This window comes from Nocardia sp. NBC_01327 (assembly GCF_035958815.1).
Taxonomy (GTDB): Bacteria; Actinomycetota; Actinomycetes; order Mycobacteriales; family Mycobacteriaceae; genus Nocardia.
The window spans coordinates 5016266-5041636 of record NZ_CP108383.1; the positions used below are offsets into that span (position 1 = coordinate 5016266).

Sequence of the window (25371 nt, forward strand, 5' to 3'; positions counted from 1 at the left end):
CTTTCGCGACCGCCGTCCCGTCACCGCGGGCAGGCAACCCTCAGCGTTCGGGGCCACCCGGATTGCACAGCGCGTTCACGGTCTCCTGATAGCCGACCGCGGGACGCCACGGCTCCAGATTCCAGCTCGGTTTATTGGGCGCGACAATGCGCGCGAAATCCCAGTGGCACATGAACTGATCCCGCATACCCGGCGAGTCGGCATCCGGGGCGTCGACGAGAACCTCCTGCCAGGCGCGTTCACCGGCGGTGGGGAAGGTGTCCTGGCGACCGGCATCGGTGGGATAGACCAGCAGCCGACGCCCGTCCTGCGCGTCGGTCCATTCGGTGCGGTCGATGAGCGCCTGATCGGCGTAGGCGTCGACCGCGGGGATCTGGGCGGCGGAGACGGCGATGGGATGGCCGGTGGCCGTCGTGGGCGCCGGGGCCGCGGCGGCGGCCGGATGGGTCGAGGTGGTGCTCAGCGAACCGACGATGACAGGGGAGGATTCCTCGGCGGCGCCGCAACCGCCCAGCACTACCGTGAGCGCGAGCAGGCCACCTGATAGTTTCCAGCGCTGCCGCATGGGCCTCGTCCCTTTCCGTTTCTCGTTCTCGCATCGGGCCCGGTCACCGGTGATCACTGCGCGATCATGGATACATCACCGGCACTGAAACGTAACCGTCTCGCATTTGCCAGCGCTGGTGTATTGGCCCAGACGGACCCTACGATGTCACGCGCGGGCGGTTCTCGGAAGTGGGGGCCGCCCACACCGTGGGACCGGAAGTGGTTGTCGCACCCACTGTTGTGATCGAGTGGGCGGGTGCGGGCTGGACGACTGTAGGGGCAGGATGAACACACCGACAGTGAAATGTCTTGTCTGGGAGGTGGACAACTCCCTGTGGGACGGAGTGGTCTGCGATTCGACCGACGGCGCACTGCGCGCCGAGGCGGTGCGTGCGCTGCGCATTCTGCGTGAACGCGGCGTCATGCACGCGGTCGCCAGTCGTGGTGAATTCGCGTGGACGGTCGAGCAGTTGCGTAAACACGGGCTGCACGATCGCTTCGCCGTCATCGAGGTCGGCTGGGGCCGCAAATCGGCGGCCATCACCCGCATTGCCGAGACCCTGGGCGTGAGCCTGGACCAGGTCGGGTATATCGACGCCGAACCGCTCGAGCGCAGCGAGGTCGCGCATGCGCTGCCGCAGGTGCGCTGCTATGCCGCGCGGCATGTGGATGTGCTTCCCGCGCTGCAGGAATTCCGGGCCCCCGTGGGTGCGGTGCCGCCGCCGACCTCCCCGATGGGGTTCGCGCACATTCACGCCCGCTGACTGTTGATCGTGCGCGGTCGGGCGCCGATCGCAGTGCGGCGGTTGCGCACCGCCGGGTAGCGGTGCGAGGGGTGGATTCCCGCGTCGGCAAACTGTGAGTGACCAGCCTCACTTTTAACTTGTGCGGTCGGTGAAAAGTGCTGGTTAACAGCCAATTTCACCCGCGCCGAGCAGGCTGTCGGCCGGAAAAATGTCTGAAATCGGTCGGTGCGTCCGGGGATACTGACGCCCGACCGATGAGTTGTGCGAGCCGGTCCCGTCTGATCTGGTGTGGCGCCGGGACGCGGGATTGGGTGACGCGGCATCGGGCCACACGTCCTACGCTCACGAACGCCCGGAGGTATCCGATGCACGCCGAAGTATCCACTCAGTCCACGGCGGGAGGCAGGACCCCCACCGTGATCCGGGTGCTGGTGCTCGCGACCTTCGTGGTGATTCTCAACGAAACCATCATGATCAACGCGATCCCGCGCCTCATGACCGATCTGCACGTCGGCGAGCGCTCGGCGCAGTGGGTCTCCACCGCCTTCATGCTCACCATGGCCGCGGTCATTCCGACCACCGGCTGGTTCCTGCAGCGGGTCACCACGCGGCGGGCCTACTCCCTGGCCATGGGCATCTTCCTGGTCGGCACCGCGCTCTCCTCGGTCGCGCCGACCTTCTCGGTGCTGCTGCTCGGTCGCGTCATCCAGGCCTGCGGCACCGCGGTCATGATGCCGCTGCTGATGACCACGCTCATGACGGTGGTTCCCGAGCAGGATCGCGGCCGGGTGATGGGCAATGTCACCCTGGCCATCTCGGTCGCCCCGGCCATGGGCCCGGTCATCTCCGGCCTGGTGCTGCAGATCGGTTCCTGGCGTTGGCTGTTCGTGCTGGTGCTGCCGATCGCTGCCGGTGTCACCTGGTTCGGCCTGCGGCATCTGGAGAATGTCGGCGAACCGCAGTCCGGTGCGATCGACGGCTACAGCGTCGGATTCGCGGCGCTCGGATTCGGTGGTCTGGTCTACGGGCTGAGCAAGATCGGCGGCGGCAACGACGCCGAGGCCATCGGGATCGTCGCCGCCGGCGCCGTCCTGATCGCGGTGTTCGCGGCGCGTCAGATTCGCCTGCAGCGCACCGGCAGTCCGCTGCTGGACCTGCGAGTGCTGCTGATCGGCACCTACACCAAGGCGCTGGTCCTCATGGCGGTCGCATTCCTGGCCATGCTCGGATCGATGATGCTGCTGCCGCTGTACCTGCAGAACCTGCGCGGGCTCAGCGCCCTGGAAACCGGTCTGCTGGTCATGCCCGGCGGTCTGGCCATGGGTCTGCTCGGCCCCACCATCGGCAAGCTCTTCGACCGCTTCGGCGGCCGCTGGCTGGTGATTCCCGGCTCGATCGGCATTACCGCGGCGCTGGCCGGCTTCACCCAGATCTCGCTGCACATGCCGTACTGGCAGCTGCTGGCCCTGCACATCCTGCTGATGGTCTCGCTCGCGGCGACCTTCACCCCGGTCTTCACCCTGGGCCTGGGCGCGCTGCCGCCGCACCTGTACTCGCACGGCAGCTCGATGCTCGGCACCCTGCAGCAGGTCTCCGCGGCCTTCGGCACCGCACTGGTGATCACCGTGATGACAACCCGCGCCACCTCGCTGGTGAACAGCGGCCACGATCCGATCTCCGCGCACCTGGACGGTATGCGCCTGGCCTTCGCGGTCTCCGCGGTGCTGGCGCTGGTGGTCATCGTCATGGCGATCCTGCTCCCGAGTCGTGCTGCCGCCTCGGCGCACACCGACGAGCACGCGGCCACCGAGCCCGCGCTGAGCTGATCAGAGCGTCTCGTCCCTGAGAAAAGTGCCCGCCCTGCCGATTGGCAGGGCGGGCAATCTCTTTGGTGGACGTCGACCCCGGGGGGATCTCGCGATCAGGCGGATTCGATCTTGCCGCTGCGGATCTCGACGATCGGCAGCATCAGGGCCGCCGGTGCCCCGGCCGGGACCACAGGCTGATTGGGGGCCACCGGTGCGATGCGCTCATAGGCGCTGCCCGGCTCGGGCCGGGTGTCGATCTCACCCTTGTTGGGCCACATGGCCGCCGCGCGCTCGGCCTGCGCGGTGATCGTCAGCGACGGGTTCACCCCGAGATTGGCCGAGACCGCCGCCCCGTCGACCACCGAGAGCGTCGGGTAGCCGTACACGCGGTGGTACGGGTCGATGACACCGCTGTCGCGGTCCGCGCCGATCACCGCACCGCCGAGGAAGTGCGCGGTCAGCGGGATATTGAACACCTCACCCCAGGAGCCGCCGGCCACACCGCCGATCTTGTCGGCCACCGCGCGGGTGACCTCGTTGCCCGCGGGGATCCAGGTCGGATTCGGTTCGCCGTGGCCCTGTTTGGAGGTCAGCGAGCGGCCGAAGAGTCCGCGCTTGGTGTAGGTGGTGATGGAATTGTCGAGATTCTGCATGACCAGCGCGATGATGGTGCGCTCGCTCCAGTTCTTCACCGACATGAACTGCAGCAGGGTCAGCGGGTGCCGCAGCACCGTCAGCAGGAAGCGCAGCCAGCGCGGAATGCGGCCGCCACCGTCGACCATGAGGGTCTGCAGCAGACCCATCGCATTGGAGCCCCTGCCGTAGCGCACCGGTTCGATATGGGTGTCGGGCGTGGGGTGGATCGAGGAGGTGATGGCGACGCCGCGGGTGAAATCGATGTCCGGGTTCACCTTCCGGGTCGCCGCGCCGACGATCGATTCGGAATTGGTGCGGGTCAGCACGCCCAGGCGCGCGGAAAGCTGTGGCAGCGTGCCCTTGTCGCGATTGGCGAACAGCAGCTTCTGGGTGCCCCGGGTGCCGGCGGCGAGCACCACGTGCGCGGCGGTGTAGGTCTTGGGCTGCTTGCGCACCCAGGCGCCGGTGCGCTCGGTCTCCACATCCCAGGTACCGTCCGGCAGCGGCCGCACGGTGGTGACGGTGGTCATCGGAATGACCTGCGCCCCGGCCGTTTCCGCTAGGTATAGGTAGTTCTTGACGAGGGTGTTCTTGGCATTGTGGCGGCAGCCGGTCATGCACTCGCCGCATTCGATGCAGCCGGTGCGCTCGGGCCCCGCGCCGCCGAAGTACGGGTCGGCGACCTTCTTGCCGGGTTCGCCGAAGAACACCCCGACGGGGGTCTGCACGAAGGTGTCCCCGACGCCCATATCCTGGGCGACCTGCTTGAACACCTCGTCGGCGGGCGTCATATGCGGATTGCGGACCACGCCGAGCATCTTCTGTGCCTGCTCGTAGTACGGCATGAGCTCATCGCGCCAGTCGGTGATTTCGCGCCACTGCGCGTCCTCGAAGAACGGGGTCGGCGGCACATAGAGGGTATTGGCGTAGTTCAGCGAACCGCCGCCGACGCCCGCGCCCGCCAGAATGAGCACATCGCGCAGCGGATGAATGCGCTGGATGCCGTAGCACCCGAGCTTGGGCGCCCACAGGAATTTGCGCAGGTCCCAGCTGGTGTCGGGCAGCTCGTCGTCGGCGTAGCGCTGACCGGCCTCGAGGACCCCGACGCGATAACCCTTCTCGACCAGGCGCAGCGCGGTCACGCTGCCGCCGAATCCGGATCCGACGATGAGCACATCGAAATCGGTCTCGCGTTGGGTCATCGCAAACTCCCTGGTCGTCGTCGACACGTGTGGCGGCGGTTACGGTAATGCGGACAGTTGCAACTGTCAACGTTACTGTCCGCGTCTTCTATGCTGACCCGGTGCCCCGATACAGCCGCGCGCAACTCGCCGAACTCAGCGGAGTGCCGGCGCGCACCATCCGCTACTACCAATCGCTGGACGTGTTGCCGAAAGCCGGGCGGGCCGGAAAAGAGGCGGTCTACACCGACGAACATCTCGACCGGCTCCGCGATATCGGCGCTATGCAGGCACGGGGCTTGCGACTGGACGCCATTCGCGAGGTGTTCGCGACCGAAACGGCCGGCACCGACTGGCGCACGGTCTTCGGCCCGAGCCAGCCCATGCCCGCGGAACCGGCGGTCGTGGTTTCCGATGAGCAACTCTCGGAACTGCTGGGCGATCGGCGCGCGGAAATTCTCGACGAACTGCGTGCCGCGCAATACCTCGAACCGTGCGGGGAAGGCTGGCGCATTCCCGATCAGCCCATGCTCAAGGGCGCGCTGATCCTCTACGACGTGGGCACCGACGTCACCCTCGCGGGCGCGCTGCGCAAACTGATTCGCGCCCGCATCGCCGACCTCGCCGACGAAATGGTCCGCACCTTCGCCGATGCCGCCGCCACCAGCTACGGCGGCGAAGGCATCGGCACCGACCTCACCCGCTTCCGCGACCGCTATCGCGCCGCGGCCTGGGAGGTGGGCGGCGCGACCCTGGCCGACGAAATCGAGCGTGCGGTCAAGGAATTCGCGAGCGAACAGGACAGCTGACCTCGCCGAGGCGCCGCCATCCACGCACGGCCCGCCGTCCGAACCGGCGATACGCCGGTGCCTCGCTCTACCATCGGTATTCGTGACATCCCTTGCGAATCGGCCGAACTCCGCGGTCCTCGTCGTCGATGTGCAGAACAGCGTCGTCGCCGACGTGTACGAGCGAGACGCCGTGGTGGCAGCGATCGGGCGCCTGGTCGGCAGGGCACGTTCCCTGCGGATTCCCGTTCTCTGGATCCAGGACATCGGCGAGGACCGTCTGCCCGGGACCGAACCGTGGCAGATCGTCCCGGAACTTGTTCCCGCCGATGATGAAGTGCGCCTGGACAAGCGCTACGGCGACAGCTTCGAGGACACCGATCTCGAGGCGGTCCTCGCGCGTCTCGGGATCGGTCGCGTGTTCGTGGCCGGCGCGCAATCGGACGCCTGTATCCGGTCCACCCTGCACGGCGCGTTCGTCCGCGGCTACGACACCGTCCTCGTCTCGGACGCGCACACCACCGAAGACCTCTCCGCGTGGGGCGCGCCGTCCCCTGACGCCGTCATTCGCCACACCAATCTCTACTGGCAGCACACCATCGCGCCCGGCCGCACCGCGTCGGCCATCGCCACCGACGACATCGAATTCGCGAACTGACCATCGCGCACCCGTATGTTCCGGTCGTCAGCTCCGTAGATCGTGGATCAGCACATCGAATCGCGGTGCCTTGGGCCAGCTTTGGCGCAGGACGCCGACGCGGTACCAGCCCCATCGCAGGTACGTGTCGTAGGCGCGGGGGTTGCCGGGATGAACCAGCAGGGTCGCGCGGCTCTCGGGGCGGCTGTCGAGCAATTCGTTGTGCAGGGCCTGGGCGATGCCCTGCCCGGCCAGTTCGGAGTGCACCATGATCTCGCTCAGGGCGAATGTGCGCGTACCGTCCTCGACGATGAACTCGTCGATATCGTCCGAGTCGAGCATCAGGCCGCCCCACCACGCGGTATTGCGCTGCAGCGGCCAGCCCCACGCCTGACCGCACGGCTGCTCGCCGCGGCGGGCGATGACGAGTTCGAATCCGGTGGGCCGGTTCGGGGCGGTGTACGCGTCGAACCGCTGCATGAAGGCCTGTGGTGATTCCACCGCCACACCGGAGTGGATCGCTTCGAGGTACGAGCCGCGGAAGATCGCTTCGACTTCCTCGCGGTGCTCCTGGGCCTGCATGGCGTCGAAATGCTCGAAATGAAGTTGGTGAGTCGCTGACGTCAGGGGATCGGTGTCCATGATGTACTCCCACGCGCTGACGGGCAGTGCGGCCCTTGTCGAAACCGCAACGCTCGTACTCAAAAGCGTATTCCTTGTGCGCGTTTCCAGGGGACGAGATCGAAATATGCAGCGTCACACAACGATTCGGATACTTCCTGACGAAAACCCTGGTGCTCGGCGTGCTCATCGACACCCCGGCGGCCGGGCCCACCATCATCGGAGGGTGCCGGGTCCGGTGTCCTGGTGCCAGGATGGACGTAGTTCCGGGCCGGACGAGGAGTGGGGTCTTGTATGAATGACGAATCCGCGCCGCGGCCCAAGGGTCTGGGAAAGCGCGCCTGGGTGACCACGAAGCTGGTGCGGCGGGTGCTGCGCGGGCTGGCATGGTCGAACTTCGTGCATGTCACCGTCATCGGACGCGAGCTGGTGCCGAAGGACGGCGCGGTGATCGTGGCCAGCAATCACATTTCGATGCTGGATGCGGTGTTCCTGTGGGGTGCGCTGCGGCGGCGGGCCGTCGCCATCGCGATGGCCGAGCTGTGGTCGTGGCCGGTCGTCGGCTGGCTGGTGCGTCGACTGGGGCAGATTCCGGTCCTGCGGCGCGACAGCGAATCCGGGCAGGCCGCCCTCTCGCAGGCCGAGCAGATTCTGCGGTACGGGGGAGTACTGATCATCTATCCGGAAGGCCGGTTGGTCCCGGCCGGTGAACGCGAGCCCTACAAGCCCGGCGTGGCGAAACTGGCGCTGGCGACGGGCGTGCCGATCATTCCCGTGTGCACCGCCGGCACCGACCGGGTGCTGCCGATGCGGCGGGTGCGCGGCGACGGCCCGGCCTTCGACCGCCGCCAGCGGGTGACCATTCGTTTCGGGACGCCCATCGACCCCGCCGATTTCGACGATGCGGACAAGCTGCTCGATCACCTGCGGCAGCGCATCGACGACCTGCGCACCACCGAGTGAGCCGGCATCGCTACGGGTGCGGGAGCGTGCTGCGTTCGGTGGTCGTCGTACTCGACGCCTCGCAGGCATAGGAGAGTCCGTACTCCGGCGTTGTCGTCTTGCTGAGGCAGCCGAAGTGCACCGCGCCCGAGGAACTCACCTGCAGTCCGGAACCGGCCGATTGAACGGCGCACAGCAACCCCGTGCTGTCCATCCGGCAGTCGTAGTCGCCGAACGTGATTCGACTCCCGTACGCCAGCGTATTGCCGGTGCCAGAGGTGAACTGGCCCGGATCACCGTGCAGGCTGCCGACACCCACCGTGCTGCCGGGGTAATCGACCCAGCCGCCCACCCAGTTCCCATGATTGTCACTCGGCTTCGGCGGTGGGTTGTCGAGTTGGACCAGACACGACAGACCGGTGGACGAGGAAGCGGCCCGGTCGTCGGTCATGCACTCGATCTTCTTCGTGGGACTGACGAAGGCGACATCGGATCCGAGATCGTTGACCGTCCCGTCCGTCGTGGTGGCGGTGTGGAACTTCGAGATATCGACGGTGCTGCCCGCATGGATCCAGGACACCACCGCGGACAACGGCGCACCGGCGGCAGGCGCCGCAGCGGGCGCGGCCTTCCCGGACGTTGTGGCCCCGCTCGCCGAGGAGCTGACGGTGGTGGGCGCCGCGACATTCGACCCGCTCGGACCACATCCGGTCAGCAGCAGTGGGATCGCCGCCGCTCCCACTCCGTACCTCGCCCAGCGGTGCAGTTTCATCCGACGTTCCACCCTTTCGCGCCCGGCGGCGACGGCGCTCCGAAGCCGGTCAGAGTGTGGCACAACAAATGTGCGCAACCCGCTATGGGTGGTAGAGCGCGCGGGCGCGGGCGGTGTCGACCGGCTCATCCAGGTGCAGAAAGTAATTCAGCTGCCAAGTCTGCGCCGTGCCGGCCTGCCGGTTGGTGGTGCGCACCCAGGGCGGATAGACGCGGAAGGCCCGCTTGCCGCCGGACCCGTTCGCGGAGACGACACCCTGCCGGCGCAGCACATCCACGGGAAAGACGAACTGCCCGAAGTACTGCCGCTCTCGGCTGCTGATGACGAACAGGTCGACCGGATCGGCGGCGTCGAAGGGTGCGATGGGCCCGCCCGGCGATCGCTTCCAGACGGTGACGAACTGGCCGACCTTGGTGGGCGTCGTCTTCGCCGCACGGAAACGGACAGCGCGGCCGTCGAGGAGGAATTCGTGCGCGGTGTAGGCGGCGCTCTCGGCCTCGGGACGTGGCTGCGAACAGGCGAATCCGCAGGGGTCGTAGACGAGGGCTTTCGCGTCGAGCAGATCGGCGTGCAGGGTGGCGCCGACCGGCCACGGTGCGAATCCGAGAAGTTCGGCGGAGTGGTCGCGGCCGGTAGTCATTGCTTCACCCTGTCATGGGCCGTGATCATGATCCGGCGGAGCCTGACCGGAGCCGCTACGGAACCGAGACGGGGGAGTCGCAGCTGGCCGGGGGATCGACCAGCCCGCAGTCGGAGGGCCCGCGCACTGGCACGTAACTGGCGGGCACACCGTTCCTGGCGACGATCTGCCGGTAGGTGTCCACCGCCTCGGTGGGCTGGCGCGTCAGATTCCCGTCGGCGCGCACGTCCACCGTGTAGAGGCCGAAACGTGGTGCGTACGAGCCCCATTCGTAGTTGTCGGTAATGCTCCAGTAGTTGTATCCGACCACATTGATGCCGTCGGCCTTGGCGCGCTGCAGCCAGTAGACGGTATCGCGCATGTGATCGGAGCGGGTGTAGCCGTCCGCCCGCGGATTTCCGGCCTCGGTGGGCATCCCGTTCTCCACGATCCACAGCGGTTTGTTCGGGAACAGCTTCGAATAGTGTTGCAGCGCATAGTAGATGCCCTCGGGCCGCACCGGCAGATTCCACATGCCCACGGCCGTGGGGGCCGAGCCGTCAGGCTGGGCGACGGCATTGGATCTGGGCGGCTCGTACCCGAAGTAGTAGTCCACGCCGATGAAATCGAGCTGGTCGCCGATGCGGTCCATGAGCGGACCGTTGACCTCGGATTCGGCCCCGGCGACATAACCGACATTGCTGGTCACCTGCGCATTGGGCTGCACCTGGTGGATGTAGTCGTAGATCTGATTGTGCGCATCGGCGACCCGGTCGAGCATGGTGTCGGCGTCGGTATTGTTCAGCCGCACCTCGTGCATGATGTAGGCGACCGGCTCATTGATGGTGACCCACACCGGGTTTCGCACGGCGTACCGGTCCACCACCTTGCGCATATTGGTGAGCCAGTCCGCCACGATGCCGGGATTGTTCCAGCCCCCGCGGTCGGCCTCCCAGCCCGGATACACCCAGTGATCGAGTGTCAGCATGGGCTGCATCCCGGCCTGGACAATATCGTTGACGACCGAATCGTAGAAGGCGAACCCGTCCTCGTCCCAGGCGTCCGGGGTGGGTTGCAGGCGCGCCCACTCGATGCCGACGCGGAAGACCTTGACCCCGAGTCCGGCGGCGAGGGCGATATCGGAGGGGTAGCGCGAGCGGAAGTCGATGGAGTCCTGATATTTGTCCCAGCTCGGATTGGCCGCGATATAGCGCAGCCAATTGCTGTCGGGCGCATGGCCCTCGGACTGGAATCCCGAGGCCGCGACGCCCCATCGGAAGTTCTCGCCGAGCGACCCGTGCGCGGCCGACGTCGCCGCCGGCGGGGTGGCGTGTCCGACGGCAGCCACCGGCAGCAGTGTCGAGGCCGTGGCGATCCCGGCCAGGACGAGTCGGCGCAGGCGTCTGTGCATCGGAGCTCCTCCTCCGGGACGAGTGGTCGAAATGTCCCGTTTGGAGGGTAGCTGGCAGATTGCCGAATTTCCGTGCAGCAGGATGCGTGTCGGAGGAAGCGTGGGTGCGGCCGATCACAGACCGCCGGTCGAGTTCCGGGCCGCGGCCGCCGCGACGGTTACCGCGGCGCTGCCACCGGGTCGGTGCAGCTGTCGAGCGCGTCCACCAGTGAGCACGTCGTCGCGGCCCTGGTCGGCAGATAATCCGCCGGAACACCCCCGTCGCGCGTGATGCTCCGGTAGGCCTCGACCGCATCGGTCGGGCGTCGGGTCAGCGCCGGATCGGTGAGCACATCGACCGTGTACAGCCCGAAACGGGGTGTGTAGGAACCCCATTCGTAATTGTCGGTCAGACTCCAGTAGTTGTAGCCCATCACGTTCATGCCGTCGGCCTTGGCGCGCTGGATCCAATACATGGTGTCGCGCAGGTCATCCGCGCGGCTGTAGCCGTCGAAGCGCGGCTGCCCGTTCTCGGTGGGCATGCCGTTCTCGATGATGTAGAGCGGCTTGCCGGGGAACAGCTGCGCGAAATGGCGCAGCGTGTAATAGATGCCGTCGGCCTGCATCGGCAGCTTCCACAGCGCCGACTGCCCGTAGGCGGTGTATTCCGCGGCCACATCGGCGGACATGCCGTAGTAGTAGTCGATGCCGACATAGTCCAGCTTGGCCGCGATCTTGTCGAGGATCGCGCCGTTGACCACCGGATCGGCCGCCGGAATGTAGGCGACATTGCTGGTGACCATCGCGCCGGGCTGCACCTGGTGGATGTAGTCGTAGATGCTGTTGTGCGCGGCGGCGAGTCGGTCCTGCATGGTGAGCACGCCGGTGATCGGCAGGCCGCCGTTGCGCACCTCGTTCATTATGTACGCGGTCGGTTCGTTGATGGTCACCCACAGCGGATCATCGCCCGCGTACCGGTCGACCACGGTGCGCATATTGGTGAGCCAGTCCGACACCATGCCGGGATTGCCCCAGCCGCCGCGATCGGCCTCCCAGCCCGGATACACCCAGTGGTCCAGGGTCAGCATGGGCCGCATGCCCGCCGCGCGGATGGCGGCGATCACCCTGTCGTAGAAGGCGAATCCGGCCTCGTCCCATACCCCCGGCTGCGGCTGCACGCGCGCCCATTCGATGCTGAGGCGGTACACGTTCACGCCCAGGTTCTTGGCGAGTGCGATATCGGAGGCGTAGCGGCTGTAGAAGTCGACACTGTCGCCGTAGCGGTCGTAGTCGGGATGCGTAGCGCTGTAGCGCAGCCAATTGCTATCGGGCGCATGGCCTTCGGATTGGAAGCCCGCGGTGGCCACACCCCAGTAGAAGTCGCCGCCGAGCGGGGGCAGTGCGGCCGGGGCCGGGCGGGCCTGGGCGGGAACAGCACTCGCGAGCAGTGCGGTGGCGACCGCGGCCAGGGTGGCGAGCGCGTGACGGCGGGTGTGCGGTCGCAAGGGGACTCCTCATCGGACAACAATTGAACTGGGCGGCCGTCCAGCATTATGGCGGACCCGTGCCCGCAGGACACGGGGTTCGCTCGAATGCGTCGATCCGATCGGGCGATCGAGATAGCGGGAGGCTAACTCCCGGGGTCCGAGATCCTCCAGCAATTCGAACCCCGTGTCGTTCAGGAATCCGGGCAGGGCGGCGGTGCGGTGCGCCGGATGGTCGAAGACGATCTCGCTCCCGGTCGCGAGAGCACTCACCCGCTGTAGCGTCACGGTGACGCTCGTGCAGTTCCGATGCCCGGTCGGCAGCGGAACGGCAGCAGTGGCGTGAACGTCGTCGCCGCTACCGCGTCGTGTCGTCGGCAGCCCGGTCTCGAGCCGGATGACGAATACTGCTGCGTGGTGGTCCAATTCGGCTGCCGCCGAAGCGAGATCGAGGTCAGGGCCGGTGATCTCGAAGACGCGCAGGCCCGGATACGGGTTGTGGGAGGCGAAGGTGTCCAATGCCGTCCCGAGCAGGACGACCTGCCGCGTTCCTGCTGAGACGGCCTCCGCGAGCGCGTCCTCGGCGAACCGGCAGCGGGCGGCGGTGAGCAGGCGGCGCTGTGCGCTCGCGCGTCGTGCGGCCGGAGTCGCGGCAATCGTCATGTCCGGAACCTGTACGCGTGCAATCGATCAGACGTCCGAAGACGGCGTCCCACCGGGCTGCGGCGGCTGACCACCGGGCTGCGGCGGCTGACCCGGGTGGCCTGGCTGACCCGGGTGGCCTGGTTGTCCCGGCTGGCCGGGCCGGGGCGGTTGTCCCGGCTGCGGCGGCCAGCCCATGGTCGGCGGGGTGGGCGGCCAGCCCGGAACCTGCGGCATCTTCGGCATTTCCGGCATCGGCGGCATCTCGGGCATGCTGTGGAACGGCGGCGGTGGCGCGATCGGCATCCCGCTCCCGCCGCCGCCGAACCGCTGGAACGCGGCCTGCCGGGAGGTCCCGAAGATCTCTCCGACCTCCGCCCAGGTGCGGCCCTCGTCGCGGGCCTGCTGCACCAGCGAGCGCAGCACATCGTCGACGACATTGTCGAGACTGCGCGCGGCGCGCAGTGCGGCCATGACCGAGGGGGTCGGTGTGCCCTCGGCCGGGTGCAGGACCTCGGAGACGAACGTGGCATTGGTGGACAACATTTTTGCCAGGATTGCCCGCTCGTCGGCGGGATCTCTGTGCTGCGCTTCGGTCATATGTAAACGATGCATTTACACGTGGGACCTTGTCAAGGAACGATTTACATACCGCCGCTGCCCGGAGGTTGCCGCGCTGCTACGCGGTCGCGCCGCCGTCGACGACAAGATCGTGGCCGACCATGAAGCTCGACTCCTCGGAGGCCAGCCACACCACGGCGGCGGCGATCTCGGCCGGTGTGCCGACCCGTGCGACGGGCACGGCGGAACTGATCCTGGCGTCCCGATCGGCCCGGGTCTCATTGGGGCGGAAGGACATCGGAGTATCGGTGGCCCCCGGGCTGACCGCATTGATCCGCACGCCGTCGGCAATGTGATCGCGCGCCGCGGTGCGGCTCAGGACGCTGACGGCGGCCTTGGAGGCGGCGTAGGCGGCCATGCCCGGGCGCCTGCCGTGCGCACCGATATTGGAGGCCATATTGACGATGACCCCGCCGCCGTGGGCGCGCATATGCCTGATTTCATGCTTCATCGCCAGGAAAACACCGGTCAGATTGACCCCCAGCACCTTCGACCACACGTCCTCGTCGAGATCGGCGACGGGCGCGCCCTTCCCGAAGATCCCGGCACTGTTGAACGCGATATGCAGACCGCCGTGCCGGCGCACCACCTCGTCCACCAGCTCCGCGACCTGCGCGCTGTCGGTCACATCCGCGGCCACCCAGTCGATCCTGCAGTCGGCGGCGGGGATTCGGGCCGCGGCCGCGGCGAGCGTATCGGCATTGCGGCCCGCCAGCACCACCGTCGCTCCGAGATCGGCGAAGGCCTGCGCCGTCGCACCGGCGATCACTCCCGCGCCGCCGGTGATGAGCACGACCTTGTCGTCGAAACGTGCGCCCATGGCTGAACCCTTCTTTCTGTAACGATCAGTCTTGAATCAGCCGAGTGCCGCGATGGCGACCCCGGCCGCATCGCGCAATCGAGCCGCCGCATCCGGTGTCCGCTCCAGCACCCGGACACCCTGGAGGAAGACGAGCAGAAATCGTGCCGATGCCCGCGGATCCGCCTCCGGTCGCAGCTCGCCCTGGGCCTTGGCGCGCATGAGAGCCGAGGTCAAAGTTGTTTCCAGATAAGCCCAACTGGCCTCGACCAGTCGCGCCACCCCAGGCTCCCGCGCGGCCAGTTCCACCGCGCTGTTGACCACCAGGCACCCGCGGGGCCGCTCCTGGCCACCGGCTTCTCGCGCATAACGCTCGATCAGCCCGCGCACGGCGGGCAGCACCGGCCCCGGCTGCGAGAGCTCCACCATGATCTGCGGATCGGTGAGCTCCGTATACCGTTGCAGCGCAGCCTCGTACAGCTGCTGCTTACTTCCGAAGGTCGCATAGAGACTGGCCTTGCCGATGCCCAGGTGCGCGACCAGGTCCGCCATCGACGTCGCGTCGAATCCGCGCTCCCAGAACAGTTCCAGCGCCCGCTGCAGCACGGAGTCCGGATCGAACTCCTTGGTTCTCGCCATGCCGAGGACTGTAGCCGTATCTGGACTGATCGGTCAAAAATGGAGGGGAATGCCGAACCGGCCGGGCTAGCGGAGCAGGTTGACGATCTGGCGGTACGCATTGCGGGTCGGGGGCGCCAGCTGCGACCAGGTGACCGGGCCGCCGCCCGCGAGGTGGGCGTCGTACGGAATTTCGGTCACGGCGCGCACGAACTTACCCAGATAGGTCCGAATGTGTTTGGCGACGCTCGGGCCGTCGCTGGGATGCTGCCTGGTCACGACAATGACCGATTCGGCGAGATGGTATTCGCTGTAATTGTCATCGAGCCAGATCAGTGCGGGCTTGAGCCGATTCACGGCATCCGCGCGTGCGGCCAGGGTGATCACCAGCGCGATCCGGGAGTCCGACAGCAGCGGCGCGATCATCGGATTGGTGACCGGAGACCCGCCGTCGTACACGGGCAGGCAGCCCGCATCGCAGAGGCTGCGGTGCACCGAGGAGTAGCTCTCCCGCCGTGGCAGCGCCTCCGGCCCGCGCGGCAGGATGCCCACACTCGAACTGTTCTCGCCGCAGCTGTCGAGCACGGTGGAGGCGAGACCGCGGTGGCTCATGTTCAACCAGGTCTGCACGGTGCCCGCGGGATCGATGGCATCGCAGCCGCGCCGGGCCAGATCGCCACCGGTGGCGGTGGCATCGACCACGATCGGGGAGTGCTCGCGATAGTTGTAGGACGCGGCGGTGGCGACCCCGAGGGCGGTGGTCGTGGTGCCGGCGCCGCCGGAGCTGCCCACCACGAGCACCGGGGGTAGGTCGGCCCACATGAGAAAACCGTTGCCGCCGTGCAGGCGAACGACATCGGTGGGCGCACCGGGCGGGGCCGGGCGCAGCAGCAGGGACAGGTCCGTCGGCGTCGAGGAAAGCCGGGCCGGGTGATCGGGGAAACGGTCGAACACTCGAAATTCCTTTGTGCGAGCGGCATTCGATTCTGCGGAATCGGGATGGTCGGCACGGGTTGATTCGACGGTGAATTCATCGACACCCACACCGTGCCGACGAGATACCCCTGCGCTACGACATCTTCGATGAGTCCTTCGGTTCCTGCTCCGCATACCCCCTACAGTCGCGCACCACCCTGGGCAACTCTCAAAAGAACTGCCGTGCAACGTCTTTCAACTGCGCAAGATAATACACCGATCACCGCAGTGTGAGGGTTCGATGGGAATCACCGACACCGACGGGTCGGATCTGTTCCTGCACGACTGTTCGTCGTTAGCATCGTAGTCGTGATCAAGTGCGGAGCGCGCGGTGAATTGGGCCTGATTCTGCTCGCGGCATGCGCGCTGCTGACCGCATGCGGTGGCACAGAACAGCACACGCGGCATTCCTCGTCAGTCGAGCAGGCCCCGATATCGGCTCTGCCGCAGCCGAGTTCGACAACCGCGCCCACTCCGGCCGCATCGGCCGCGGTCGGTGAGGTGCCCGGCAATCCGCGTGCCGCGGCGGCGCTGCGCCCCTGGGTGCGGGATCTGATCGGCGCCGATATCGATCAGCTGATAGGCAAATGCTGGACCATCGAACCCGCGCATGCGCGAGAGATGTACGCCGACAAGGCCGATATTCTCGCCGCGGTCGCACAACCGGGTATCGACGGACAATTCGCGGTGATCTGGAAGGGGCCGGTGCGGTCGGTCAGCGTGAAACGCGCCGAAATCGCTTCCGGATATGCCTGCCCCTACGTCGACGCCACAGGATCGGTGAACTCCTATACCGAGGCCGATGCGCGATACGCCGTGCAGCGCTACCTGTCCCGCTGGGTCGGTAAGCCCGTCGATGCCGACGACGTCGAGGGCAAGTATCCGCTCGTCTGCACCGGATCGGTGCTGGCCGACAATCCCGGAAGGCTCACCGGCGTCACCGCATTCGGCGCGCTCACCTCCAGGTCCACCGGCGATACCGGTGTCGAAGTCTCGGGGCCGGTGACGAATTCGTCGAACGTCACACAGCCGATGACCTTTACGCTGTCCATCGGCGCCGGCGGCTACTGTATCGGCAACATCAGCGGCTGACGGTTGCCGACTCCGGCCCCGCTCGCGCGATGCGGATAATGGGGGAGTACCGAAAGCGCGAATACCGCGCCGCCGGCCGATTCATGACCGAAGTGTGACGTCCCGGCCGGCCGGGGACTTTACGAGGCGTACCGCCCGTTGTACGGGCAGTACGAAACTCTCTTCACGAAGGAGGACGCGTGAGCGACACGCGGAAGGCGATTCTGGCCGGTGGCTGCTTCTGGGGCATGCAGGACCTGATCCGCAGGCAGCCGGGGGTGCTGTCCACGGAGGTCGGCTACACCGGTGGCCGCAACGACCACCCCACGTATCGCAATCACCCGGGCCATGCGGAGGCCGTGGAGATCACCTACGACCCGGCGCAGACGGACTACCGGGCGCTGCTGGAGTTCTTCTTCCAGATCCACGATCCGTCGACCAGGGACCGGCAGGGCAATGACGTCGGCACGAGTTACCGCTCTGCCATCTTCTACCTCGACGATGAGCAGAAGCGGGTCGCCGAGGACACCATCGCCGATGTCGACGCCTCGGGCCTGTGGCCCGGCAAGGTGGTCACCGAGGTGACTCCGGCCCGCGATTTCTGGCGGGCCGAGCCCGAGCACCAGGATTACCTGCAGCGCTACCCCGAGGGCTACACCTGCCACTTCCCGCGCGCGGGCTGGAAGTTGCCGAAGCGCCAGACCGCGCAGTAGGACCGTCGAACGAAGACCTTTTCTGAAACATGTTCTAATTCAGAAAAGGTCTTCGAACTGATAAGGGGTCCGCCGCCGTGGTCGCATTCTTCACCGAGGTCGATGGTCGATACCTCGCCACCGAACTGGCGGTCAGCGCCTGGGCTCCGACACAGGTCGCGGGCACCTCGGTGTGCGGGCTCCTGGCCCGAGAGCTGGAAACGCACAGCCCCGGATCCGCCTTCATCCCCGCACGGTTCACCGCGGATCTCTTCCGCCCGGTACTGAACGAGCCGATCGCGCTGCGCAGTGACGTGGTCCGGGACGGCACCCGGGTCCGCGTGGTCGATGCCTCGATCGTGCAGCGCGGCGAGGTGCGGGCGCGGGCGAGCGTCATGTATCTGGCCGTCGCCCAGCAGCCGCCCGGACAGGTGTGGCAGGCGGTGCGGCAATTGCCCACGCCCGCAGACAAACTGGATGGCCCCGACGGTAATCCGCCGCTGTTCAAGGTCGGCGAGCTGGACTGGACCGGCGATTTCGCCGCCGGCCAGAACGGGGAGCGGAAGTCGGTGTGGCACAACCTGCCCGCCCTGGTGGAAGGCGAACCCATCTCGCCGTTCCAGCGTGCGGCGTTTGTCGGCGATGCCACAAACCTGGTGTGCAACTGGGGAACCGAGGGTGTCGGGTACATCAACAGCGATGTCACCGTCACCATGTCCCGCCTGCCCGAGGGCGCCGAGCTGGGATTGTTCGCCCAGGATCACGTCGCGGCGGACGGGATCGCCGTGGCCACGGCCACGCTGTACGACCGCCGCGGCCCGCTCGGCACCTGTGTCGTCACCGGAATCTCGAATGTGCGCCGCCAGGTGGATATGGTCGCTTTCGCCGAAAATCGCTGGACCGATGCGGAATCGGCGTCGATCATCGTGCAGTGACTTCTACGCCGCAGGAACGCCTCAAACTGGTCGGCCGCGCGGAGCCCGCGGCTGCGGCGCTCACGTGGGCGATGAATCTCGACGACTCCGATTCACCGCGCGATGTGATCGATGCGCTGGCGCTGTCGCTGTATGTCAGTGGTGAACAGCCGCACGCGGTTTCGCTGGAGCTCGAGCACGTGAAGCCCGATGCTCCGCTGTGCCCCGACGATGCGCGGGTACTGCGCACCAGTGATGACGACGGTATGCGCGCCACCCTGTCCGTGGGCGACGGCTGGACGCTGCGCGTCATCCGCCGCACCAACGGCACCGCGGTGCTCACCGTCTGCGCGCTCACCGAGACGCTGGCCCGGGATGTGCTCGCCATCTGCGCCGCCGACGCCACGGTGGAACCCGAATCCGATGCCAGCCAGGTCTCGATGGGCTTCTGGCACAGCGGGGCGCACGGCCCGCAGCGGCGCGAACGCCCCATTACCGCCGCCTCCTGGCCGGAGATCCACGGCAATTACGGCACCGATATCAGTGCGGCCATGCAGCGCCTCATGGCGTTGCGCGCCGATGATGTCACCGGCCGGCTGCTCCTGCTGCACGGTCCGCCGGGCACCGGAAAGACCTCCGCGCTGCGCGCACTGGCCCGCGAATGGGCCGAGTGGTGCCAGGTCGACTGCATCCTCGATCCGGAGGTGCTGTTCTCCAATCCGGGCTACCTCATGGAGGTGGCCATCGGCGTGGACACCTACGACGAATCCAAGCGCCGCTGGCGACTGCTGGTGCTGGAGGACTGCGACGAGCTCATTCGCGGCTCCGCGAAAGAGTCCACCGGACAGGGCCTTTCCCGCCTGCTCAATCTCACCGACGGCATGCTGGGCCAGGGCCGCGATGTGCTGGTCGCCATCACGACCAACGAAAACCTCTCCCGCCTGCACCCCGCCGTCATCCGGCCCGGCCGCTGCCTGGCCCAGCTGGAAGTAGGCCGTCTCTCGCCCGAGGAAGCCACCGCGTGGCTGAATCGCGAACTGGCAGAGCGTCCTAAGCCGGTGGTAGGCCCGGAGGGAATGACTCTCGCGGAACTGATCGAATGCCGGGACGAACGCTCTCGAATTCAAGCCACCCCGACGCCTTCGACTTCCGACACCGTCGGTTATCTGTAGTCGACGCCCGTCGAGGTGTTATCCGATCTGCCGCCGGAGGGTTCGGCCCGCTTCCCTTGACGGGCCGAACCCTCCGGATCAGCTGATGGCGCCGGCGCTGAATCTCGGTATTCAGTGTGTGATTTCCGAGTGGGCAGTGTGGTATTCGCCTGTGGGGATGTCCCTATGCGGCTAGGCGAAGCTAGCATTGGTGTTCTGTGCCAGCCAATGACAATGCGTGCCAATCCATTCGCCGAATGCGTTGCGCGGAATGGTTGGCGCGGTCCGGCATTCAGGCGCCGGGAATAGGTGTCGCCGAGCGGCAGTCCCGAATTCGAGGAGCGGTGCCGGTGTGCGACGCTCTCATGAATCGGTATGCGAATCCGGTCCGTCAGCGCGCAACAGCTCGGCCAGTTCGTCCAGCAATTCCGAAACGCGGTGGCGCTGCGCGGGCAGCAACCGCGGCAACTCGGCGGCCAGCGCGGCCTCGATCGGTTTGCGCCCGCGTTTGCGCAATACCTCCACCAGCATGACCGGATCCACACTCACCCGGACCCGGCGGCCGTCGGACGGATCGGGTTCGGTGCGCAGCAGACCGTCGTCGCGGTAGCGGGCCACGATTCGCGAGACCAGACTCTGCACGATCGCAGTGCGGTCGGTGATTTCGCGAATCGATGATTCCGGGTGCAGCGCAACATCTTCGATGACCGCGAATTCGCTGGGCGCGAAGCGGCGTGAGCCGGTGGTGCCGGTGGCCGTGAAGGCGATGGTCCGCAGGCGGCGAGCGATGAGGTGCAGGCTGGCGGCGTCCATGACTGGCAATGTACATCACTAGTTATGTAATTTAGGATTCATCACTATGTATGGAATTGGTGAGCTTCCCCGCCTGATCAAGTACAGCCTCGACACCCAGGTGAGCCTCGCGCGGTTGCGGCGGTCGCACACCCTCGAAGATCGGGTGGCGGGACGGACCGTGCTGGTCACCGGCGCTTCCTCGGGGATCGGGCGGGCCGCGGCGGTCCGGATCGGGGCCGCCGGGGCGACCGTGGCGCTGGTCGCCCGGCGGGCGGAGGAGCTGCATGAGGTTGCCGCGGAGATCGACACCGCGGGCGGCAAGGCCACCGTGTACCCGTGTGACCTCAATAATTTCGATGAGCTCGATGCGATGGTGGCGCAGGTGCTCGCCGATCACGGCGGCGTGGACATTCTGATCAACAATGCGGGGCGATCCATCCGCCGCCGCCTCGACGAGTCGTACGAGCGGTTCCACGATTACGAACGCACCATGAAGCTGAACTACTTCGCGCCGACACGACTGATGCTCGCGTTCCTGCCCGGTATGCGGGAACGGCGTGACGGCCAGGTCGTGTCCGTGCTCTCGCTGGCCGTGCTGTTCGGCGGTGCGGGATACAGCGCCTACATCGCCTCCAAGGCCGCGCTCGACTCGCTCACCGACAGCCTGCAGGCCGAAACCCTCACGGAGAACATACGATTCACCACGATCTACATGCCGCTGGTGCGCACGCCGATGATCGCCGCCAATTCGCTGTACGTGAATGCGGTGGCGCTCACCCCCGAGCAGGGCGCGGCGGCCATCTGTGACGCCATCATCGATCGGCCGCGTCGCATCGGCCCGGTGCGGGGGCGCATTGCCAATCTGCTGGATCGAGTCGTGCCGGAGCGTTTCGACGTCGTCCGCAACGCGCGCTTCCAGCAAGGAATGTGAGGAGATAACTCCTTCCCACTTTCAACTTATATCGCACCTAGGGGCTTGCCGCAAGACCCGGGTCATGGCGCAGAATCGCTCATCAAGGCCGGAACCTGCAGAAATAGGAGTTGCGTGAAACCCTTGATGACGAGTGCCTTCGACCTGCCCGACCGTCTGGCCGCCAAGGCCGACCCGGCATTGATCGCCGATGACGAGCGGCACTTCGCGGCGATCGGGACGAGTCTGGAGCAGTCCATCGCGGACCTGTCCGCTCGCCTCGACGCCGTGCGCAAGGCGCCTGTTTCCCTGGGTCAGGAGGCGGTGGAGCGGGACCAGGAGGTCCGACAGCTGACCGCCCGGCTGCGTGCCCTGAGCCGCTTCGGACTGGACCTGTGCCTCGGCCATATCGTCCGCGCGGACGATCCTGAACCGGTGTACGTGGGCCGGCTCGGCCTGACCGACAGCGCGGGTGAGCGATTGCTGGTGGACTGGCGTTCTCCGGCCGCCGAGCCGTTCTTCGGAGCGACACACGGCAATCCGATGGGTCTGGTACGCCGCCGCAGGTATCGCTGGTCCCTCGGGCGGATCAGCGACTACTGGGACGAGGTCTTCACCGCGGACGGTCTGGAGAGCCGCGCCGCGCTCGATGACCAGTCCGCCTTCATCGCCAGCCTGGGCAGCAATCGATCGGCCCGGATGCGCGATGTGCTCGGCACCATCCAGGCCGATCAGGACGCCATTGTGCGTGCGGGCTCGCGCGGTGCGCTGGTCGTGGACGGCGGTCCGGGCACGGGCAAGACCGTGGTCGCCCTGCACCGCACCGCCTATCTGCTCTACTCCGATCCGCGACTCGCGCACCGCCGGGGCGGTGTGCTGTTCGTCGGTCCGCATCAGCCCTATCTGGCGTATGTCGCCGACGTGCTGCCCAATCTCGGCGAGGAGGGTGTGCAGTCGTGCACCCTGCGCGAACTCGTCGTCGAGGGTGCGACGGCACGGGCCGAGGCCGATCCGGAGGTGGCACGCCTGAAATCCTCCGCAGATCTGGTGCGCGCGATCGACACCGCGGTCAAGTTCTACGAGGAGCCCCCTGCCAAGGGCATGACGGTCGCGACCGACTGGGCCGATATCTGGCTCAGCGCCGAGGATTGGGCCGAGGCCTTCCGGGCCCCGGACGCCGGTACGCCGCACAACGAGGCGCACGAGCAGATCTGGCAGGTGCTGCTCGAGATCGTGAAAGACAAGCACGAGGAGGACATTCCGGCCGACGAGCTCTGGAACTCGCTGCGGCAGAACAAGGAACTGCGCACCGCGCTCAACAACTCCTGGACCTTGATCGAAGCGGCCGATCTGGTCGCGGACCTGTGGTCGGTGCCCGCCTACCTGCGCAAGTGTGCGCCCTGGCTGAGCCCCGCGGAGGTCCGCACGCTGCAGCGCGCGGATGCCAAGGCCTGGACGGTGTCCGATCTGCCGCTGCTGGATGCCGCCCGGCAGCGACTCGGTGATCCGGACGCGTCCCGGCGCAAACGGCAGTACGAAGCCACGGTGGCGGTCGAACGCACACGCATGTCCAATGTCATCGACAACCTGATCGCGTCCGCCGAATACGACGACGGTGAAGGGGTGATGACGATGCTGCGCCAGCAGGACCTCCGTGACAATCTGGTCGACGAGACCGCACTGCCCACCACCGACCCGGACCTGCTCGCCGGTCCCTTCGCCCATATCGTCGTGGACGAGGCGCAGGAGCTGACCGACGCGGAGTGGCAGATGCTGTTGCTGCGCTGCCCTTCCCGCAGTTTCACCATTGTCGGAGACCGTGCGCAGGCCCGCCACGGCTTCACCGAGTCGTGGCAGGAGCGGCTCGAGCGGGTCGGCCTCGACCGAATCAGCCTGGCGTCCTTGAGCATCAACTACCGGACGCCGGAGGAGGTGATGGCCGAGGCCGAGCCGGTCATTCGCGCCGCCCTTCCGGATGCCAATGTGCCGACCTCGATTCGCAGCAGCGGCCTGCCCGTCGTCCACGCCTCCACCGCGGACCTGGGCACGATCCTGGACGCGTGGCTCACCGAGCACGATGAGGGAATCGCCTGTGTCATAGGCGATCCGGCGTTCCCGTCGACCTCTCGCGTCCGGTCACTGACCCCGGAACTGGCCAAGGGACTCGAATTCGACCTGGTTGTCCTCATCGACCCGCAGGAGTTCGGCGAGGGCATCGAAGGAGCCGTCGACCGCTACGTCGCCATGACCCGGGCGACCCAGCAACTCGTCATTCTCACGAGTCCCTGACGCCCACACCGGATCTCGCGGCTGTGCGGCGATCGGCGCATCACCGATGAACTGGCGCTCAGGCCTTTACGGCGTTCCAGGCCGCCTGGCCGAGGACCGGTGCGGCGCCGAGCATGTCGAAATCCGCTGAGCGGGCGAGCCAGAGGCGGGCGTATTCGACACAGGGGCCCATCCACAGGGCCTGGCACAGTCTGGGGGGCAGCGGTTTGATGCGGCCCTTCTCCACGTGGGGTTGCAGCCAGGCACTCGCCTCGCCGTAGAAGTTCTCGTTCAGTGCGTTGATCATCGGCCGGGATTCGTCGATGATCTCGTACTCGCGGCAGTGGAACAGGTAGCGGGCCCGCAGCTCGTTGGCGGCGACCCACTCCAGGTGGGTGCGCACGGAGCCTTCGATACCGCCGCGGGCGGTCGAATTGCCGTGCAGGGCAGCGAGATAGGCATCGAAGTAGTCGCGCAGTGTTTCGATGTACAACTCGGCGGCCACCCCTTCCTTACTTCCGAAGAAGTGGTAGATGCTGCCCACGCTGGCCCCGGAGGCGCGGTGCAGCACCTCGACCGTGGTACCCGCCACCCCGCTCTTGAGATAGACGGTCAGCGCGGCGTCGAGGATGGCGCGCCGGCGCACAACGCCGGCATTCGAGGAAGTGGGCACCTTCGAACGATACCGAACCGGCCACAGAACTAGAAAAGCGTTCTAGAATTTCGTTCTAGTTTGACCAGAAGGTATGAGCCGGAAGGGCTGTGGCGTATGAGCACGAGTACCAACGACCGCACGACCGAGGGGACGCGGCGGGCGAATCCGCTCGATGTGGCCCTCGGTATCGCCTGCGTGGTGTGGGTGGTGATGACGCTCTGGTCGGGAATTCAGACCGGCGGCAAGGGCTTACCGGTGATCCCGCAGACGATCACGTCGCTGGCGCTGGTGGTGGCCGTGTTCGGCCATATGCTCAAGCATCTCGGTGTCAAGCTCGCCGCCGCGTATTTCGTGATCGGAACCCTGATCGAGTGGTCCTTCGAACAGGCCAATATCTCGTTCAGCGGCTTCGTCTGGGGCGACCTGCGCTACGGGGATCTGTCGATGATGGGTCCCCATATCGGGAGTGTGCCCCTGCTGGTCCCGGTAGCGATGGTCGCGCTGCTGTGGCCGGTGTACGTGATCATCAATGTGGTGCTCGACGGGAAGATCGTGGTGAATCCGCGCTCGCTGCGGCCGTGGCAGGTGGTGTGGCGCTGCGTGCTCTACGGCATGCTGCACGCCTGGCTCGCCTTTCTCACCAACGGTTTCTGCACGAAGTTCGGTGTCTACGAATGGGTCGGCAAGTCCAAAGCCCTTGCGCCGCAGGACTCGTTCTTCGGCGACCCGCAACTGCCGATCGGATGGACGGTCTGGGGGTTCGTCACCACCCTCGTGGTCTCGTTCGTGCTCATCCCCGTGTTCGGCAGGGACACTCTCGTCCGCGCGGAAACCCGTCCGCTCAGCTGGGTCGACGCCGCCCCGATCGTGGTCATCGGCTCGTACGCCTTCGCGCTGTTCCTCAACCCGGTGAACAAGTCCGTCGGCAGCGTCATCCTGTTCATGTTCGGATTCATCTCGCTGCTGGCCCTGTATCGCTTCGCGGCGGTCCTGGTGGAGCAGAGCCGATCCAGCCGGGAACTCGCGACGGCGCAATAGACGTCGGCGTGCTGGAGTGCTGGAAGATCGCAGTGCCCCTGGATGTTTCTCC

General features: G+C 66.7%; 26 protein-coding genes. 12 read left to right on the plus strand and 14 right to left on the minus strand.

Annotated features, from left to right (window positions below; genetic code table 11):
• Positions 1 to 40 precede the first annotated feature (40 nt).
• The gene (locus OG326_RS22705) at positions 41 to 565 is read right to left on the minus strand and encodes a DUF2599 domain-containing protein (RefSeq protein ID WP_327139115.1); all 525 of its coding nucleotides are present in this window, start codon (positions 563 to 565) and stop codon (positions 41 to 43) included.
• Positions 566 to 830: 265 nt separating this feature from the next.
• Here OG326_RS22705 and OG326_RS22710 point away from each other — a divergent pair, with 265 nt between their 5' ends.
• Both OG326_RS22710 and OG326_RS22715 read left to right on the plus strand, forming a co-directional pair.
• The gene (locus tag OG326_RS22710) at positions 831 to 1310 is read left to right on the plus strand and encodes a hypothetical protein (RefSeq protein WP_327139116.1); all 480 of its coding nucleotides are present in this window, start codon (positions 831 to 833) and stop codon (positions 1308 to 1310) included.
• Between the two features lie 347 nt (positions 1311 to 1657).
• Positions 1658 to 3118 (plus strand): MDR family MFS transporter, encoded by a 1461-nt coding sequence (locus tag OG326_RS22715; RefSeq protein WP_327139117.1) that lies wholly within the window; start codon positions 1658 to 1660, stop codon positions 3116 to 3118.
• Between the two features lie 95 nt (positions 3119 to 3213).
• Here the strand turns inward: OG326_RS22715 and OG326_RS22720 are convergent, their stop codons facing one another.
• On the minus strand, positions 3214 to 4938 hold the full coding sequence (locus OG326_RS22720; protein ID WP_327139118.1) for a GMC family oxidoreductase: 1725 nt from the start codon (positions 4936 to 4938) through the stop codon (positions 3214 to 3216).
• Between the two features lie 101 nt (positions 4939 to 5039).
• Here OG326_RS22720 and OG326_RS22725 point away from each other — a divergent pair, with 101 nt between their 5' ends.
• Together OG326_RS22725 and OG326_RS22730 are read left to right on the plus strand one after the other, a co-directional pair.
• The gene (locus tag OG326_RS22725) at positions 5040 to 5726 is read left to right on the plus strand and encodes a MerR family transcriptional regulator (RefSeq protein WP_327139119.1); all 687 of its coding nucleotides are present in this window, start codon (positions 5040 to 5042) and stop codon (positions 5724 to 5726) included.
• Positions 5727 to 5808: 82 nt separating this feature from the next.
• Complete coding sequence (locus OG326_RS22730) at positions 5809 to 6363, plus strand: isochorismatase family protein (RefSeq protein WP_327139120.1); 555 nt, start codon at positions 5809 to 5811, stop codon at positions 6361 to 6363.
• Positions 6364 to 6390: 27 nt separating this feature from the next.
• Here the strand turns inward: OG326_RS22730 and OG326_RS22735 are convergent, their stop codons facing one another.
• Entirely contained in the window at positions 6391 to 7047 is a 657-nt protein-coding gene (locus tag OG326_RS22735) for a GNAT family N-acetyltransferase (protein WP_327139121.1), read from the minus strand.
• A 210-nt stretch (positions 7048 to 7257) separates the two neighbouring features.
• On the opposite strand from OG326_RS22735, the gene OG326_RS22740 reads away from it, so the two are divergent.
• Entirely contained in the window at positions 7258 to 7926 is a 669-nt protein-coding gene (locus tag OG326_RS22740; RefSeq protein ID WP_327139122.1) for a lysophospholipid acyltransferase family protein, read from the plus strand.
• Between the two features lie 10 nt (positions 7927 to 7936).
• Here OG326_RS22740 and OG326_RS22745 read toward each other — a convergent pair whose 3' ends face one another.
• The 9 genes from OG326_RS22745 to OG326_RS22785 form a co-directional block, all read right to left on the minus strand.
• Entirely contained in the window at positions 7937 to 8677 is a 741-nt protein-coding gene (locus tag OG326_RS22745; protein WP_327139123.1) for a hypothetical protein, read from the minus strand.
• A gap of 82 nt (positions 8678 to 8759) precedes the next feature.
• A complete protein-coding gene (locus tag OG326_RS22750; protein ID WP_327139124.1) occupies positions 8760 to 9317 on the minus strand; it encodes a MepB family protein in 558 nt (185 codons plus the stop codon).
• Positions 9318 to 9372: 55 nt separating this feature from the next.
• Positions 9373 to 10707: a family 1 glycosylhydrolase gene (locus OG326_RS22755; RefSeq protein ID WP_327139125.1), complete on the minus strand. Its 1335-nt coding sequence runs from the start codon at positions 10705 to 10707 to the stop codon at positions 9373 to 9375.
• A 158-nt stretch (positions 10708 to 10865) separates the two neighbouring features.
• A complete protein-coding gene (locus OG326_RS22760) occupies positions 10866 to 12191 on the minus strand; it encodes a glycoside hydrolase family 1 protein (protein ID WP_327139126.1) in 1326 nt (441 codons plus the stop codon).
• Between the two features lie 9 nt (positions 12192 to 12200).
• A complete protein-coding gene (locus OG326_RS22765) occupies positions 12201 to 12833 on the minus strand; it encodes a class I SAM-dependent methyltransferase (protein WP_327139127.1) in 633 nt (210 codons plus the stop codon).
• 27 nt (positions 12834 to 12860) lie between these two features.
• The gene (locus OG326_RS22770) at positions 12861 to 13412 is read right to left on the minus strand and encodes a hypothetical protein (protein WP_327139128.1); all 552 of its coding nucleotides are present in this window, start codon (positions 13410 to 13412) and stop codon (positions 12861 to 12863) included.
• A 79-nt stretch (positions 13413 to 13491) separates the two neighbouring features.
• Positions 13492 to 14253 carry an SDR family NAD(P)-dependent oxidoreductase gene (locus tag OG326_RS22775; RefSeq protein ID WP_327139129.1) on the minus strand — a complete coding sequence of 254 codons (762 nt, stop codon included), beginning with the start codon at positions 14251 to 14253 and terminating at the stop codon, positions 13492 to 13494.
• Positions 14254 to 14289: 36 nt separating this feature from the next.
• Positions 14290 to 14871, minus strand: a complete 582-nt coding sequence (locus OG326_RS22780) for a TetR/AcrR family transcriptional regulator (RefSeq protein WP_327139130.1) — start codon at positions 14869 to 14871, stop codon at positions 14290 to 14292.
• A gap of 66 nt (positions 14872 to 14937) precedes the next feature.
• Positions 14938 to 15804, minus strand: coding sequence for a MinD/ParA family ATP-binding protein (locus tag OG326_RS22785; RefSeq protein WP_327139131.1), 867 nt, complete (start codon positions 15802 to 15804; stop codon positions 14938 to 14940).
• 330 nt (positions 15805 to 16134) lie between these two features.
• Between OG326_RS22785 and OG326_RS22790 the strand changes: the two genes are divergently transcribed.
• From OG326_RS22790 to OG326_RS22805, 4 genes are all read left to right on the plus strand, one after another.
• The gene (locus OG326_RS22790) at positions 16135 to 16917 is read left to right on the plus strand and encodes a hypothetical protein (protein WP_327139132.1); all 783 of its coding nucleotides are present in this window, start codon (positions 16135 to 16137) and stop codon (positions 16915 to 16917) included.
• 179 nt (positions 16918 to 17096) lie between these two features.
• Positions 17097 to 17609 (plus strand): peptide-methionine (S)-S-oxide reductase MsrA, encoded by a 513-nt coding sequence (gene msrA, locus OG326_RS22795; protein ID WP_327139133.1) that lies wholly within the window; start codon positions 17097 to 17099, stop codon positions 17607 to 17609.
• A 77-nt stretch (positions 17610 to 17686) separates the two neighbouring features.
• On the plus strand, positions 17687 to 18523 hold the full coding sequence (locus OG326_RS22800) for a thioesterase family protein (protein ID WP_327139134.1): 837 nt from the start codon (positions 17687 to 17689) through the stop codon (positions 18521 to 18523).
• Positions 18520 to 19674 carry a DUF5925 domain-containing protein gene (locus tag OG326_RS22805; RefSeq protein ID WP_327139135.1) on the plus strand — a complete coding sequence of 385 codons (1155 nt, stop codon included), beginning with the start codon at positions 18520 to 18522 and terminating at the stop codon, positions 19672 to 19674. Before OG326_RS22800 ends, OG326_RS22805 begins: the two co-directional genes overlap by 4 nt.
• A 342-nt stretch (positions 19675 to 20016) precedes the next feature.
• On the opposite strand, the gene OG326_RS22810 is transcribed toward OG326_RS22805, so the two are convergent.
• On the minus strand, positions 20017 to 20466 hold the full coding sequence (locus OG326_RS22810) for a MarR family transcriptional regulator (protein WP_327139136.1): 450 nt from the start codon (positions 20464 to 20466) through the stop codon (positions 20017 to 20019).
• A 46-nt stretch (positions 20467 to 20512) separates the two neighbouring features.
• Between OG326_RS22810 and OG326_RS22815 the strand changes: the two genes are divergently transcribed.
• The gene (locus OG326_RS22815) at positions 20513 to 21379 is read left to right on the plus strand and encodes an SDR family NAD(P)-dependent oxidoreductase (RefSeq protein ID WP_327139137.1); all 867 of its coding nucleotides are present in this window, start codon (positions 20513 to 20515) and stop codon (positions 21377 to 21379) included.
• A gap of 114 nt (positions 21380 to 21493) precedes the next feature.
• Positions 21494 to 23647, plus strand: a complete 2154-nt coding sequence (gene helR, locus OG326_RS22820; protein WP_327139138.1) for an RNA polymerase recycling motor ATPase HelR — start codon at positions 21494 to 21496, stop codon at positions 23645 to 23647.
• Positions 23648 to 23705: 58 nt separating this feature from the next.
• Here the strand turns inward: helR and OG326_RS22825 are convergent, their stop codons facing one another.
• Entirely contained in the window at positions 23706 to 24299 is a 594-nt protein-coding gene (locus OG326_RS22825) for a TetR/AcrR family transcriptional regulator (RefSeq protein WP_327139139.1), read from the minus strand.
• 96 nt (positions 24300 to 24395) lie between these two features.
• Here OG326_RS22825 and OG326_RS22830 point away from each other — a divergent pair, with 96 nt between their 5' ends.
• Positions 24396 to 25319 (plus strand): hypothetical protein, encoded by a 924-nt coding sequence (locus OG326_RS22830; RefSeq protein ID WP_327139140.1) that lies wholly within the window; start codon positions 24396 to 24398, stop codon positions 25317 to 25319.
• Positions 25320 to 25371 lie beyond the last annotated feature (52 nt).